Source organism: Microbacterium sp. H37-C3, assembly GCF_027157935.1.
Classification (GTDB): Bacteria; Actinomycetota; Actinomycetes; order Actinomycetales; family Microbacteriaceae; genus Microbacterium; species Microbacterium plantarum.
Genome location: NZ_JAPVLR010000001.1, coordinates 466,299 through 481,316, shown reverse-complemented (window position 1 = coordinate 481,316; position 15,018 = coordinate 466,299). Strand labels below are relative to the sequence as shown.

Annotated in this window: 10 protein-coding genes; 5 read left to right on the top strand and 5 right to left on the bottom strand. The window is 69.9% G+C overall.

The genetic code is table 11. The features are described from left to right. Nucleotides 1-17: 17 nt before the first annotated feature. Genes glgB through glgX form a run of 3 tightly spaced genes read right to left on the bottom strand, consistent with a single transcriptional unit; the run spans nucleotide 18 to nucleotide 6,375 of the window. Entirely contained in the window at nucleotides 18-2,177 is a 2,160-nt protein-coding gene (gene glgB, locus O1W71_RS02370) for a 1,4-alpha-glucan branching protein GlgB (protein ID WP_269266397.1), read from the bottom strand. Further along, nucleotides 2,174-4,258 carry an alpha-1,4-glucan--maltose-1-phosphate maltosyltransferase gene (locus tag O1W71_RS02365; RefSeq protein WP_269266396.1) on the bottom strand — a complete coding sequence of 695 codons (2,085 nt, stop codon included), beginning with the start codon at nucleotides 4,256-4,258 and terminating at the stop codon, nucleotides 2,174-2,176. Before O1W71_RS02365 ends, glgB begins: the two co-directional genes overlap by 4 nt. 47 nt (nucleotides 4,259-4,305) lie before the next feature. After that, on the bottom strand, nucleotides 4,306-6,375 hold the full coding sequence (gene glgX, locus O1W71_RS02360) for a glycogen debranching protein GlgX (protein WP_269266395.1): 2,070 nt from the start codon (nucleotides 6,373-6,375) through the stop codon (nucleotides 4,306-4,308). Between the two features lie 44 nt (nucleotides 6,376-6,419). Here glgX and O1W71_RS02355 point away from each other — a divergent pair, with 44 nt between their 5' ends. Both O1W71_RS02355 and mnmA read left to right on the top strand, forming a co-directional pair. Next, on the top strand, nucleotides 6,420-7,619 hold the full coding sequence (locus tag O1W71_RS02355; RefSeq protein WP_269266767.1) for a cysteine desulfurase family protein: 1,200 nt from the start codon (nucleotides 6,420-6,422) through the stop codon (nucleotides 7,617-7,619). 9 nt (nucleotides 7,620-7,628) lie between these two features. After that, nucleotides 7,629-8,726 (top strand): tRNA 2-thiouridine(34) synthase MnmA, encoded by a 1,098-nt coding sequence (gene mnmA / locus O1W71_RS02350; RefSeq protein WP_114589358.1) that lies wholly within the window; start codon nucleotides 7,629-7,631, stop codon nucleotides 8,724-8,726. Here the strand turns inward: mnmA and O1W71_RS02345 are convergent. After that, on the bottom strand, nucleotides 8,683-9,699 hold the full coding sequence (locus O1W71_RS02345) for an epimerase (protein WP_269266394.1): 1,017 nt from the start codon (nucleotides 9,697-9,699) through the stop codon (nucleotides 8,683-8,685). The genes mnmA and O1W71_RS02345 overlap by 44 nt on opposite strands. A 99-nt stretch (nucleotides 9,700-9,798) precedes the next feature. On the opposite strand from O1W71_RS02345, the gene O1W71_RS02340 reads away from it, so the two are divergent. The 3 genes from O1W71_RS02340 (at nucleotide 9,799) to O1W71_RS02330 (ending at nucleotide 13,276) form a co-directional block, all read left to right on the top strand. Continuing rightward, nucleotides 9,799-10,395, top strand: a complete 597-nt coding sequence (locus O1W71_RS02340) for a DUF4166 domain-containing protein (RefSeq protein WP_269266393.1) — start codon at nucleotides 9,799-9,801, stop codon at nucleotides 10,393-10,395. Nucleotides 10,396-10,404: 9 nt separating this feature from the next. Next, nucleotides 10,405-12,717, top strand: a complete 2,313-nt coding sequence (gene ligA, locus O1W71_RS02335; RefSeq protein WP_269266392.1) for an NAD-dependent DNA ligase LigA — start codon at nucleotides 10,405-10,407, stop codon at nucleotides 12,715-12,717. Between the two features lie 67 nt (nucleotides 12,718-12,784). After that, nucleotides 12,785-13,276 (top strand): DUF4262 domain-containing protein, encoded by a 492-nt coding sequence (locus O1W71_RS02330; RefSeq protein ID WP_269266391.1) that lies wholly within the window; start codon nucleotides 12,785-12,787, stop codon nucleotides 13,274-13,276. A 14-nt stretch (nucleotides 13,277-13,290) separates the two neighbouring features. On the opposite strand, the gene O1W71_RS02325 is transcribed toward O1W71_RS02330, so the two are convergent. Further along, nucleotides 13,291-14,988 carry a long-chain-fatty-acid--CoA ligase gene (locus tag O1W71_RS02325; RefSeq protein ID WP_269266390.1) on the bottom strand — a complete coding sequence of 566 codons (1,698 nt, stop codon included), beginning with the start codon at nucleotides 14,986-14,988 and terminating at the stop codon, nucleotides 13,291-13,293. Nucleotides 14,989-15,018 lie beyond the last annotated feature (30 nt).

Below are 15,018 nucleotides of genomic sequence, written 5' to 3'. Positions count from 1 at the left end.
GGGCCCGTGGCGTTCGTTCAGTCTTCCGAGACCCCAGGTGCGGTGTCGGGAGCGTGGTGCAGCCACAACACGCCGAGCGGAGGAATCACCATGGTCGCTCGTCCGTCGGTCGCGTGCACGGTGCCGAAGTTGCCCACGCCGGAACCCCCGTATGCCTCGGCGTCGCTGTTGAGGACCTCGCGCCACGCGCCATCCGCCGGCAATTCGAGCGTGTAGTCGTGCAGCGGTACTCCCGAGAAGTTGCAGATCACCGCGACGGTGTTCCCGTGGTTGTCGCGGCGCGCGAACGCCATGACGTTCGGGTTCCAGTTGGGCGCGCCGAGACGGCTGAAGGCCTCGCCGTCCGAATCGCGGGACCAGAGGGCGGACTGGTCTCGGTACGTGCGATTCATGTCCGCAACGAACGCGTGCAGCCCACGGTGCGCCGGCTGGTCGAGCATCCACCAGTCGAGCTCGCGTGATTCGGACCATTCCGACATCTGCCCGAACTCCTGCCCCATGAACAGCAGCTGCTTGCCCGGATGTCCCCACATGTACGCGAGGTAGGCGCGCATGTTGGCGAGCTTCTGCCAGTGGTCGCCGGGCATCCGGGTGAACAGGCTTCCCTTGCCGTGCACGACCTCGTCGTGGCTGATGGGCAGGACGAAGTTCTCGCTGAACGCGTAGACGAATGAGAACGACAGCTCACCCTCGTGGTGGCCCCGGTACATCGGGTCTCGCTTGATGTACTGCAGCGAGTCGTTCATCCACCCCATGTTCCACTTGAACCCGAAGCCGAGGCCGCCCCACTCCGTCGGTGCGGTCACGCCCGGGAAGCTCGTGGATTCCTCCGCGATCATGGCGATGCCGGGGTAGCGCTTGTACGAGGTCGCGTTGACCTCCTGGAGGAACGAGACGGCCTCGAGGTTTTCACGCCCGCCGTGCACGTTGGGCTCCCACTGCCCCTCCTCGCGGGAGTAGTCGAGGTAGAGCATGGAGGCGACAGCATCGACCCGGAGGCCGTCGACGTGGAACTCCTCGAACCAGTACAGGGCGTTCGCGACGAGGAAGTTGCGCACCTCGTTGCGTCCGTAGTCGAAGATCAGCGTTCCCCAGTCGCGGTGCTCGCCGCGGCGGGGGTCCGGGTGCTCGTACAGCGGCTGCCCGTCGAATCGCGCCAGCGCGAACGAGTCCTTCGGGAAATGCCCGGGGACCCAATCCATGATGACGCCGATGTCCGCCTGGTGAAGCCGGTCGATGAGGTAGCGCAGATCATCGGGTGAGCCGAAGCGGCTGGTCGGGGAGTAGTACCCCGACACCTGGTAACCCCACGAGCCGCCGAACGGGTGCTCGGCCAGCGGCAGGAACTCGACATGGGTGAAGCCCTGTTCGCGAACGTAGTCGATGAGCTGGCCGGCGGCGTCTCGGTAACCGAGTCCAGAACGCCACGACCCGAGGTGCACCTCATAGACCGACATCGGCTGGGAGACGGGCGTCGACGTGCTGCGCCGATCGAGCCACGCGGCATCCTCCCACTCGTAGGAGCTCGCGGCGACGATCGACGCGGTCGCGGGCGGCACCTCCGACTGGCGGGCCATCGGGTCGGCCTTATCGATCCATGCACCGTCGGCCGTGAGGATCTGGAACTTGTAGACAGCGCCGGCGTTCAGCCCCGGAACGAAGAGCTCCCAGACCCCGGACTCGCCCATCGAACGCAGCGCGTGGCCCTGGCCGTCCCAGCCGTTGAACTCACCGATCACCCGGACCGCGCGCGCGTTGGGCGCCCAGACGGTGAACGACACCCCCGGGACGCCGTTGTGCAGGCGGACATGAGCGCCGAGGACGCGCCAGAGCTCTTCATGGCGACCTTCGCGGATGAGGTGCAGGTCGAGCTCGCCGATCGTCGGAAGGTGACGGTACGGGTCATCGGACACCCAGGCTGGCGCTTCATCGTATGTGGCCACGACCCGGTAGGCCTCAGGGCGTTCGTCGAGAGCCGCTTCCCACACGCCGGCGCGGAGGTGGCGGAACGAAGCCTCGGGCTGGTTCGCGAAAACGGCGGTGACCGTGCGAGCCAGCGGGCGGCGCACGCGGATCACCCAGCCGTCCTCGGTCTGGTGCGAGCCGAGCACGTCGTGCGGAGCGTGGTACGAGCCGGTGGCGACCGAGTCGAGGACGTGGTCTGCGGGGGCGTTCATCGGCGTTCCTTCACGTGCAGGATGTGCATGGGCTCGGCGAAGGCGTCGAGCCGCACATAGTTGTGGTCGTTCCAGGTCCAGACGGCGCCGGTGAGCAGATCCTCGACCTCGTACTCGTCGCCGGGGGCGACGCCCCAGACCGACGTGTCGAGGTGGACCGTCGTCTCGCGTGCCGAATGCGGGTCGACGTTGACGACGACGAGGATCGTGTCGTCCCTGCCGTCGGCCGCCAGTGCGCCGGGAAGATGCTTGGAGAAGACCACGATCGCCTCGTCGTCGGACCAGTGGAACGAGAGGTTCCGAAGCTGACGGAGCGCGGGGTGGGTGCGCCGGATCTCGTTGAGGCGCGTGAGGTAGGGAGCGAGCGACTCGCCGCGTGCCTCGGCGCCCGCCCAATCGCGGAACTTGTACTCGTACTTCTCGTTGTCGATGTTCTCTTCCGACCCCGGGCGCGCGACGTTCTCGATGAGCTCGTACCCCGCGTACACGCCATAGGACGCCCCCGCGGTGGCGGCGATCCCGGCGCGGATCTTGTAGGCGGGGCGGCCGCCGTATTGCAGGTACTCGGTGAGGATGTCGGGGGTGTTCACGAAGAGGTTCGGACGCATGAAGTCGGCCGTGTCGTGGGCGACCGAGGTCAGGAACTCCTCGAGCTCCTCCTTGGTGTTCCGCCACGTGAAGTACGAGTAGCTCTGCTGGAACCCGGCCATCGCGAGGCCCTGCATCGGGGCGGGGCGGGTGAACGCCTCCGCCAGGAAGACGACGCCGGGCGTCTCGTCGGCAACGGTCGCGATCAGCCACTCCCAGAACTGCAGAGGCTTGGTGTGCGGGTTGTCGACGCGGAAGATCCGCACGCCCTGCGCGATCCAGTGGCGCACGACCCGCAGCACCTCGGCGCGGATGCCCGCGGGGTCGTTGTCGAAATTGACCGGGTAGATGTCCTGGTACTTCTTCGGCGGGTTCTCGGCGTACGCGATCGAGCCGTCGGGCAGCGTGGTGAACCACTCGGGATGCTCCGCGACCCAGGGGTGGTCGGGGGATGCCTGCAGCGCGAGGTCGAGCGCGACCTCGAGGCCCGCGCCGGAGGCCGCGGCGAGAAAGCCGCGGAAGTCCTCGAGCGTCCCGAGGTCGGGGTGCACCGCGTCGTGACCGCCCTCGGGGCCGCCGATCGCCCAGGGCGAGCCCGGATCATCCGGGCCGGCGGTCAGGGTGTTGTTCGGCCCCTTGCGGTGAGTGCGCCCGATCGGGTGGATGGGTGGCAGGTAGAGGACGTCGAACCCCATGGCGGCGACGGCGGGCAGGCGGTCTCGCGCGGTGACGAACGTGCCGCTGCGGACGGAGCCGTCGGAGAGACGCTCGGCGCCCTCGGAGCGGGGGAAGAACTCGTACCAGGCGCCGACGCCCGCGCGCTCGCGTTCGACGAGCAGCTCGTGCTCGTCGCCGACCGTCACGAGCGACTGGAGCGGGCGATCGGCGAAGACGCGCGCGAGATCAGCGTCGCGGACGACCGCGAGCGCATCGACCGCGTCGACCGCGGCATCCCGAAGTCTCGCGGCGGCCTTCTCGAGGATCTTGCGCTCGGCAGCGGGGCGGGACTTCTCTGCGGCAGCGCGCACGAGCAGGAGGGCGCCAGCCTCGCGCATCAGAGGAACGTCGACGCCGGCGGCGATCTTGATCGCGGCGGCGTGCTGCCAGGTGGCGAAGTCGTCACCGAAAGCCTCGTAGCGGAACCGCCACACGCCCTCGGCGAGCGGGGCGACGAGGACGGACCACCGGTCGAATCCGTCGTTGAGGGGCGTCAGCCGGTGCAACGACTCACGTCCATCGGGCGAGAACAGCCGCAGATGCACACCGATCGCGTCGTGCCCTTCGCGGAACGCCGTGACTCGGAACGGCACGGCTTCGCCGGCGAAGGCGGAGGGACGGAACCGGCCACCCGGAACCGAGGGGGCGGGGCGCTGGAGCGGGATGCGTCCCGTGACCGTGTCGCCGGCCGACGGAAGCGGCGCGGCGGGGCGGCCGGGGATCTCGGCGGTGCTGCGGAACGGGGCGGGTGAGGTCGTGCGCGTCGTTGATGCCACGGCTCGAACCTATCGCGGTGGACGAGTTCGAAAAACGGGCTTGCGCCTCACTCCGCTCTGAGCAAATGCAACGTCGGCCCCGAGAGGGGGAGGCGGTCGCCCGGGGCGAATCGCGCGCCGTTCGCTCGGGGACGCTCGTCGGCGCTCGACCAGAGGGCCACCAGAGATGACGCCGCGCCGACGGGTGGCAGCACGACCTCGGCGTCGTCCTCGCGGCCGTGGATGATGAGGAGCACGCAGTTGGCGGGTTCGTGCGCCGGGGTCGACGTCGCGACGTATTGGAGGGTGCGCTGCTCCGGATCGGTCCATGTCGCCTGCGTCATGGGCTGGCCCTGCGCGTCGAACCACTGGATGACGGATGCCTCGGGCACCTCGTCGTCGGGGGCGGCGTACCGCACGGGGCGCAGGGCCGGGTTCTCGGCGCGCAGCCGCGTGAGTTCCCGCACGTGCGCGAGCAGGTCGACCTGCCAGTCCGCGAGCTGCCAATCGACCCAGGTCAGGGCGCTGTCGTGACAGTAGGCGTTGTTGTTACCGAGTTGTGTGCGGCCCATCTCGTCTCCGGCGGTCAGCATCGGCACTCCGGCAGACAGCAGGAGGGTCCCGACCAGGTTTCGGATCGCGCGATGCCGCGCAGACAGGATGTGCTCGAGCGCAGTGTCGCCCTCGGCGCCGTGGTTGAAGGACCGGTTCGTGTCTGCGCCGTCGCGGCCCTGCTCGCCGTTGGCGTCGTTGTGCTTGACGTCGTAAGAGACCAGGTCGCGCAGGGTGAAGCCGTCGTGCGCGGTGATGAAGTTCACCCCCGCCAGCGGACCGCGCTTCGCGCCGAACAGCGGCGCAGAGCCCGCGAGGTGCGTGGCGAGTCCGCCGACGCCGGCCGGTGAGGTTCCGGCTCGGCGCAGGTAGTCGATGTCGCTGAGCCAGAAGTTGCGGACCCCGTCGCGGTAGCGATCGTTCCACTCCTGCCATCCGTCGCCGAACCCGCCGGTGTGCCAGCCGCCCAGGCCGACGTCCCACGGCTCCGCGATGATCTTGTCGTCGCGCAGGATGGGGTCGTCGGCGATCGCCCGCAGCAACGGGTGGTCCGGATTGAACACGTGCTCGGCGTCACGACCGAGGGTCACAGCCAGGTCGAAGCGGAACCCGTCGATCTGCACCTCCTCGCTCCAATAGCGCACAGAGTCGAGGATCAGTCGTGCGGCGGCGTGGGTCGACGTGTCGACGGAGTTGCCGCACCCGGTCACGTCGATGTAGGCGCCGTCGTCCTGCTGGCGGTAGTAGCCGCGGTTGTCGATGCCTCGGAAGCTCGACCGCGGTCCGCCCAGCTCGAGTTCGGCGGTGTGGTTGTAGACGACGTCCAGGATGACCTCGATGCCGGCGGCGTGAAGAGCGCGCACTGTGCGTTTGAGCTCTTTCAGGACGGCGGTGGGGCCGCTGCGGCGCGCGTCCTGCGTGGCGTAGGCCGCGTGGGGTGCGAAGAACCCGAGCGTGTTGTAGCCCCAGTAGTTGGCCAGCCCCAGAGCGAGCAGCCGCGGCTCGCTCTCGAAGGCGTGGATCGGCAGAAGCTCGACGCTCGTGACGCCGAGCGAGCGGAGATGGTCGATCATCGCCGGGTGACCGAGTCCGGCGTATGTGCCGTGCAACGCCGGGGGGATGTCGGGATGCCGCTTGGTGAGGCCTTTGACGTGCGCTTCGTAGATGACCGTGCGGTCCCGGGGGACCCGCGGTTTACGGATGCCGCCCCAGTCGAAGCCCGAGTCGATCACGACCGAGCGGTGATCACCCGGGGCGCCCGAGACGACGCCGCGAGCGTACGGGTCGAGCAGAAGGGTCTGGGGGTTGAAGACGTTGCCCGCCCCGTGCGGTCCATCCACGCGCAGCGCGTACCGGACTCCGGGCCGCAGCGTCTCGATGTCGGCTGCCCAGATCCCGTCGCCGACGGGCTCGAGCGGTCGCTCGTCGACGGCCCAGTCGAGGTCGTCGTCATCGAACAGCACCACGTCGATCGATGTCGCCCGCTCGGACCAGACCCGAAGGGTGCCGCCGTTCTCGCGGAGCGTGACGCCGAGGTCGGTGAACCGGGGATCGTGCAGTCCGGCTGGGCTGGTGCTGTCGGGCATGCGATCTACAGTAATGAGCGTCGGTGAACGCCCGGGGAGGTCGGATGGTCGTCTATCTCGATCATGCTGCGACGACCGCGCTCCGCCCGGAAGCGCGCGATGCGTGGCTGTCGGCCCACGAGACGCTCGGCAACGCCTCGTCGGTGCACGGCGCGGGACAGGCGGCGCGCCGGCTCCTCGAGGATGCGCGCGATGCGGTCGCGTCGGCGCTCGGCTGCGAGCCCATCGAGGTGATCTTCACGTCCGGCGGGACCGAGGCGATCAACCTGGCCGTCAAGGGGCTCTGGCTCGCCGCCCACGCCGGCGCCGAGTCCTCCGCGACCGGGCCGATCGTGCTGCCTGACGGCGAACACCACGCCACGATCGATGCGGTCGCGTGGCTCGCGTCGCGCTGGGGTGCCGCCGTGCGCCCCGTCGGTCTCGACTCCGTCGGCCGGATCGATCCCGCTCTGTTCGCCGACGCGCTGCCCGGCGCTGCTCTCGCGACCGCGCTCGTCGCCAACAACGAGGTCGGAACGCGCAACGATGCGGCGGCGCTCGCCCGGGCGGCGCGCGACGCGCGGGTGCCGCTGCACCTCGACGCGGTCGCGGCGCTCGGCACCGTCGCCCTCGACTTCGCGGCGTGGCGGGACGGGGGCGCGACGCCCGACGGCCTCGTGGCCATGTCCGTCTCCGGCCACAAGGTCGGCGCCCCAGTGGGCACGGGCGCGCTCGTCGTGTCGCGCCAGGCGCAGCTGACCCCCCTCGCGCACGGCGGTGGCCAGCAGCGGGGGCTTCGCGCAGGTACCCAGGATGTCGCCGGGGCGGCGGCGTTCGCGGCGGCGCTCGACATCGCCGAGGCCGAGCGCGCCCACGAGGCGGTCCGGGTCGAGCGCCTTCGCGGTCGCCTGATCGAGGGCATCCGATCGCTCGTGCCGTCGGCGGTCATCCTGGGCGATCTTCGCGACCGGCTGCCCGGCAACGTCCACGTGCTCTTCCCGGGGACGATCGGCGAGACTCTCCTGTTCCTCTTCGACACGGTCGGGATCGCGGTGTCGACCGGTTCGGCTTGCCAGGCCGGGGTCACGGAGCCCTCGCACGTCGTGCTCGCCCTGGGACGTGACGCCGACGACGCCCGTGCGGTGCTGCGTCTGACCCTCGGGCGCACGAGCACCGACGCCGACGTCGACGCGTTCCTCGCGGCCCTTCCCGAGGTGCACCGGCGTGCGGTCGCCGCCCGCGCCGGTCGTGCAGCCCGCACGTAGACTGGGGCGATGCGAGTACTGGCTGCGATGAGCGGCGGCGTCGACTCGGCGGTCGCCGCGGCCCGAGCCGTCGACGCCGGGCACGACGTCGTCGGCGTACACCTCGCGCTCTCCCGCGCGGGCGGCACGCTGCGGGCCGGCAGCCGCGGCTGCTGCACGATCGAGGATGCGATGGACGCGCGCCGCGCCGCCGACCTCCTCGGTATCCCCTTCTACGTCTGGGACTTCTCCGAGCGCTTCCGCGATGACGTCATCGACGACTTCGTCGCGGAGTACCGCGCCGGCCGGACACCGAACCCGTGCATGCGGTGCAACGAGAAGATCAAGTTCGCGGCGCTCCTCGAGCGCGCGATCGAACTCGGCTTCGACGCTGTGTGCACCGGTCACTACGCCCTCCTGGTCGACGGCCCCGAGGGACGCGAGCTGCACCGCGCGTCGGATGCCGCGAAGGACCAGTCGTACGTCCTCGGCGTGCTCACGGCGGAGCAGCTCGCCCACACCTACTTCCCGCTCGGGTCGACGCCCTCGAAGGCCGAGGTGCGCGCGGAGGCGGCCGAGCGTGGTCTGACGGTCGCGCAGAAGCCCGACAGTCACGACATCTGCTTCATCCCCGACGGCGACACCCGAGGGTGGCTCGCCGAGAAGGTCGGCGCCGAGGCGGGCGAGATCGTCGACCGCACGGGAGCGGTGGTCGGACGTCACGAGGGGGCGCACGCGTTCACCGTGGGTCAGCGCCGAGGCCTCCAGCTGGGCGTTCCGGCGCCGGACGGCAAGCCCCGCTTCGTGCTCGAGGTGCGCCCGGTGGACAACCGTGTCGTGGTGGGTCCGAAGGAGGCGCTGGCGACCGCTGAGATCGCGGGGGGCCGCTTCACGTGGGCCGGGCGGGCGCCGTCCGAGCGCGTCTTCGCCTGCGAAGCGCAGATCCGGGCGCACGCCGATCCTGTCCCGGCCCGAGCCGAGATCACCGAGAACGAGATCGTCGTGACCCCTGACACTGCCTTCGACGGCGTGGCTCCGGGTCAGACGGCCGTGATCTACGACGGCTCGCGCGTTCTCGGACAGTTCACGATCGACCGGACCGTCTCGGCTGTCCCGGTCGACGCCTGATCGAGCCGGCGGCGGCGCGCAGCGCGTCGGCCAGCTCCGTGTAGCGGAACCGGTACCCCGCTTCGAGGAGGCGCTCGGGGACGACCCAACGGCTCTTCAGCACGAGTTCCGGTTCGGTGCGCAGGAGCCACATCGCGGGTTCGAGCATCCACCGCCAGGAGGGAACGCCGAACGGCACCCCGACGGTGGAGCGCAGCTCTCGCATGAGGGTGCGGTTATCCGATGCGTGCGGACTCACGACGTTGACGATTCCCGCCATGTCCTCGTGCGCATCGACCCAGCGCAGCGCGCCCACGACGTCGTCGATGTGCACCCAGCTGAACCGCTGCCGCCCGCGCGTGCGATACCAGGGTGCGGTGCTCCCGGTCGGGTGATCGCCAATGCCGCGATAGCGCCGGTGCGGGATGATCGGACCATCGATCTGCGGGCCGCCGAGGCCGACGCGGGCCAGCGTCAGCAGCATGGCGGTGGCGGGCCCCGGGCCCAGGACGATGGCCATCCGCAGGGCGACGCGGCGCGTCCGCGGGAGCTCGCCGTCGAAGAACGCCGCCTCCCATGCGCGTGCCACGTCGACGGAGAAGCCGCTCCCGAGCTCTCCGTCTGATTCGGAGTTCGGCCGACCGGTCGCGTGACGGTAGATCGTGGCGGTCGACGCGTTGACCCAGAGTCGCGGCGGTTGTGCGGCCCGGCGGACGGCAGCGGAGAGGTCGCGCGTCGTCGCGACCCGCGAGCGCAGGATCTCGTCGCGGTTGCGATCGGTGTAGCGGCAGTCCACCGATTTGCCTGCCAGGTTGACGAGGAGATCCGCGCCGTCGATGAGGCGGGCCACGGCGGCCGCATCGTCCCACGTCCTGCCGGACGCGCGCCCGATCGTGTCGACGGTATAACCGTCGGTCGTGAGCGCGTCGACGATTGCGGTGCCGATGAATCCGGAGGCGCCGGCCACGACGGCGCGGGGGCGGGTGTTACTCATACGGTCATCGTAGTAGTTTCTGAACATGTTCAGTACCGGAGGAAATGGTCCGCACATCGGTCGATATACGAACGCGCGCTCGGGGGGGACCTCTCGCGCATGCCGCCCGTGCTCCGCGTCTACTTCGGCTCGATACCCGCGGGGTGCGTCGGGGTCGGACAGGGCGTCTACGACGAGGCGGGCTACTGCGGTCCCCGCTGGCTGCGACCCATCGTTCGCTTGTTCGCGGGGCGCGGGGTGATGTTCCCCGAACGGGGTGCCGACGTACCGTTCGTGGTCGTGAACACGCCCCGGCGGGACGGTTCTCTCCACGCGGAGCGCGACTTCCTCTTCGCCGGCGCCCGGCGGCGCATGGTCGACGCGATGAGCTGCGTTCGAACCGGCGAGATCGTCGACCGTCTCGGTCGTCGCGGCGGGCTGGAAGTGCGCCTTCGCGCCGAAGCCGACCTCCGCGGGATGCGGATGCGGTCCGTGGGGCTCGCCGTCCGGTTGGGTGCGGCGCGGCTGCCGCTTCCCCCGGTGGCGGGAGTGGCCGTGACCGAGACAGCGGACCACGCGGATGCCGTGGCGCAGCGCGTCGAGGTGAGCGTGCGGGCGTGGCTGGTCGGGGAGCTCTTCCGCTATCACGGCTCGTTCACGTACCGCATCCGGCCGGCCGACGGGAACCCCGTCCGCGGCGTCGTACCCCCTGCCTAGACTGACGAGGTGGCAGACGGAGAACTCCCCGAGATCACCCTCGACGAGGCGCGCGCAGAATCCCGTGACCTGATCGAGCGGATCACCGCGGCGCGCGACGCGTACTACGGTCGCGATGCCGAGGTCGTCGACGATGCGACGTACGACGGGTGGATGCGTCGCCTCGACGAGCTCGAGCGAGTGCATCCCGAGCTGCAGTCGCAGGACTCGCCCACGCAGACGGTCGGCGCCGCCGAGTCGACGCTGTTCGCGCCGGTCACGCACGCCGAACGGATGCTGAGCCTCGACAACGTCTTCTCGCCCGAAGAGCTGACCGATTGGTGCGTCAAGGCAGCGGCGTCCGCCGGCCGTCCTGTCCGTTGGCTCTCCGAACTCAAGATCGACGGACTCGCGATCAGCCTGCGCTACGAGAACGGCGTCCTGACATCTGCCGCGACACGCGGTGACGGACGCGTCGGTGAGGACGTCACCGTGAACGCCCTGCGCGTCAGCGGCATCCCCGAGCGGCTCGCGGGAGAGGGGCACCCGGCCATCGTCGAGGTGCGCGGCGAGATCTTCATCCCCGTCGCCGAGTTCGCCCAACTCAACGGGCTTCAGGCCGAGATGCGCGATCGTGTGGTCGAGGAGGCGCGGTCCCGTTCCCGCTCGTTCGACGAGGAACGCGCGCGCATCAGCGCCGAGCGCCGCTTTCCGGCCTTCGCGAACCCTCGCAACGCCGCGAGCGGGGGCCTGCGGCAGCAGCTCGATAAGAAGACGGGTCTCGAGCTCGAAGCCTCCGAGGCCCGCGTCCGCTCACTCCGGCTCTACGTGCACGGAATCGGCGCGTGGCAGAACCCGCCCGTGTCGTCGCAGAGCGAGATCTATGCGCTCTTGGCCGAATGGGGTCTGCCCATCAGCCCGCACTCGCAGACGCACGAGAGCATCGACGGCGTGCTCGGCTACGTCGCGCACTACGGCGAGAACCGTCACAGCGTCGAGCACGAGCTCGACGGTGTGGTCGTGAAGATCGACGAGCTGGCGCTGCACGACGAGCTGGGCGCGACCAGTCGCGCACCTCGCTGGGCGATCGCCTACAAGTACCCGCCGGAACAGGTCAACACCAAGCTGCTCGACATCGTCGTGTCGGTCGGTCGCACCGGCCGGGCCACGCCCTTCGCCGTGATGGCGCCCGCCCGCGTCGCGGGCAGCGTCGTGCGGCAGGCGACGCTGCACAATCAGGACGTCGTGCGCGCCAAGGGTGTCCTCATCGGCGACACCGTGGTGCTGCGGAAGGCGGGCGACGTCATCCCCGAAGTACTCGGACCCGTGGTCGAGTTGCGCGACGGCACGGAACGCGCGTTCGTCATGCCCACGAACTGCCCCGAGTGCGGGTCGCCGTTGCGCCCCGCCAAGGAGGGCGACATCGACCTCCGCTGCCCGAACGCGCGCTCCTGTCCGGCGCAGGTCCGCGGCCGCGTCGAGCACGTCGGGTCCCGCGGCGCCCTCGACATCGAGGCGCTCGGAGAGGTCACGGCAGCCGCCCTGACGCAGCCGTTGGGCGATGCCAGCCCGCCGCTGGTGACGGAGGCCGCTCTCTTCGAGCTCACCCTCGATCAGCTCGTGCCGATCGAGGTCATCGTCCGCGACTCCGAGACGGGCGAGCCCCGTGTGGACGAGAAGACGGGCGAACCCGCGCGGCGTGCTCCCTTCCGGCGCAACCCCTCGGCTGCGGAGAAGAAGGATGGGCTGACCGGACCGCAACCGTCGGCGCAGGCATTGAAGCTGCTCGACGAGCTCGAGAAGGCGAAGACGAAGGAGCTGTGGCGGTTCCTCGTCGCGCTCAGCATCCGCCACGTCGGTCCGGTCGCGGCGCGTGCCCTCGCGCAGTGGTTCGGCTCGATCGCCGCGATCCGTGCGGCGACGCGGGACGAACTGGCGGCCGTCGAGGGCGTGGGCGGCATCATCGCGGATTCTCTGATCGACTGGTTCGAGGTCGACTGGCACAGCGAGATCGTCGAGCGATGGGAAGCCGCCGGGGCGCGGCTCGAGGTACCGGGTCACCCCGGACCGGGCGCAGCCGTGGTCGAGGGCGGAGTTCTCGAGGGCATCACCGTCGTGGCGACGGGATCGCTCGAGGGCTACACCCGCGAAGGCGCCCAGGAGGCGATCCTCGCCGCCGGTGGAAAGGCCGGCTCGTCCGTCTCGAAGAAGACCGACTTCGTCGCGGCGGGGCCGGGCGCAGGATCCAAGCTGGCCAAGGCAGAACAGCTCGGTGTGCGGATCATCGATGCCGCCCAGTTCCGCCTCCTCGTCGAGCAGGGGCCAGCGGCCCTCGATTCCTGAACAAGGGATGACGCGAGACCGGTGTCTGCGGCTCGACCTAGAGTGACGACGATCACAAGGAGGCCGCATGTCAGATCCGCTCACCCCGCAGGAGATCGCCTGGCTCGACCAGGAGCACCGCCGCGTCACCGAGACCATTCGCCGTTACGGTGTGGCGGCCGAGTATGTCATCGGCGACCCGCCGCGCCGCCAGCCGAGCTTCGCCTACTCGATCGGCTTGTTCGGCCTCGGTCATCCCGAGGTCCTCGTCTTCGGATTGAATGACGCGAACGCGGGTGCTCTCATCAACGACGTTGCGGCGCGTGTGCGGGCCGGGTCGGATCTCACGGTCGGCGAGGTGCTGTCATTCCCCGGCTGGGCGCATCGCGTGAGCGTGGCGGAGGTTCCGAACCCCGGCGAGGTGCTGTTCTCGGCCAACTCGTACTACGACCGGCCGCCGTTCGCCTCGGTCCCGGCCCTCCAGCTGATCTACGACGATATCGAGGGTCGCTTCCCCTGGGATGAGGGATACAGCAGGCCGCGCTGGCTGCAGCCGGAGCCGGGTGCCTTCCGCGCCTGAGCGAAGGGCCGGGATCAGCCCGCGAGGAGCTGATCGCGGACTTGGCGACGCAAGACCTTGCCGATCATCGACTTCGGCAGCTCGTCGACGACGACCACCCGACGCGGCACCTTGTAGGGCGTCAGGATGCCGCGGCAGAAGTCCCGCACGTCGGCCTCGTCGATGGTCGCCCCGGGGGCGGCGACCACGGCGGCCACGACATCCTCGCCGGAATGCTCGCTGGGCAGCCCGACGACGGCGGCGTCGGCGATCTGCGGGTGCTGACGCAGCGCGATCTCGACCTCGGTTGGTGCGACGTTGAAGCCGCCGGTGATGATGAGTTCCTTGATCCGGTCGACGATCCGCACGAATCCCGCCTCGTCGATCGTCACGATGTCGCCCGTGCGGAACCAGCCGTCGACGAAGACCTTCTCGGTTTCCTCGGGCTTGCCGTAGTAACCGGTGAACACCTGGGGGCCGCGGACCAGCAGCTCGCCCCGCCCGCCGGGCTCGACGTCCCGTGTCGGTTCGTCCGGGTCCACGACGCGGCACTCGGTGCCAGGAAGCGGCAGACCGACGGTGCCGGGGACACGGTTCTCGGCCACGGGATTGGCCATCAGGACGGGGGAGCATTCCGACAGCCCGTATCCCTCGACGAGGTATCCGCCCGTCGACGCCTCGAACGGCACGACGAGCTCGTGGGGGAGCGCCATCGCGCCGGAGATCGCGACTCGCGTGCCCGCGAGCGACACCCCCGCGGCATCGGCTGCCGCCAGCAGGCGCTCGGCGATCGGCGGAACCAGGGGCAGGAGAGTGGCCGGGTGACGCTTGTGGACCGCGAGCACCAGGGCCGGATCGAACTTCGGGAAGAGGACGAGCCGCGCACCCATCGACATCGCGAAGGTGAGGCAGAGGGTCAGGCCGTACGCGTGGAACATTGGCAGCACCGCGTAGACGACGCAGCCCGCGCCGCGCTCGATCGTCGGGGTCCACGCCTGCGCCTGGGCCGCGTTCGCCAGGAGGTTGCGATGCGTGAGCGCCGCGCCCTTGGGGTTGCCCGTCGTGCCGCTGGTGTACTGAATCAGAGCGAGATCGCCCGTGGTCGGACCCACGTGGCTCGCCGGCAGGGGATCGTGGCGTTCGGCATCCGACCAGAACCCGTGCACGCGATTGCGGGCCACGGGAGAGGTGAGTGCCTCACGCGACTCGCGCGCCTTGGCGATGGGCAGGCGGAGCGCCGCCCGCATGTGGAACGGCATGGCCGTGGTGATGTCGACGGCGATCACGGCGTTGAGGGCCAGATCGTCGGGGAAGTCGAGCAGCACCGAGACGAGCTTGCTCCAGACGATGGCGACCTTCGCGCCGTGGTCCTCGAACTGCTTGCGCATCTCACGCGGCGTGTAGAGCGGGTTGTGCTCGATGACGACGGCCCCCAGGCGCAGAACGGCGTAGAAGGCCACGATGTGCTGGGGGCAGTTGGGCAGCACGATAGCCACCCGGTCGCCGCGGCGCACACCGGCATCCCGCAGGTACGCGGCGGCTCGTTCGATACGCTCCTGCAGCTGCTGGTACGAGACCGTGCGGCCGAAGAACTCCAGGGCGGGGGCGTCGGGATGCTCCCGTGCCGACGTCGCCACGATGTCGACGAGCGAGCCCTCCATGGGCGGGAGGTCCTCCGGCACCCCGTCGGCGTAGCTGGCGATCCAGGGACGTGGCGGGTCGTAGGTCGTCACGCTGACACCCTACGGGTCTCGCGGGCGATC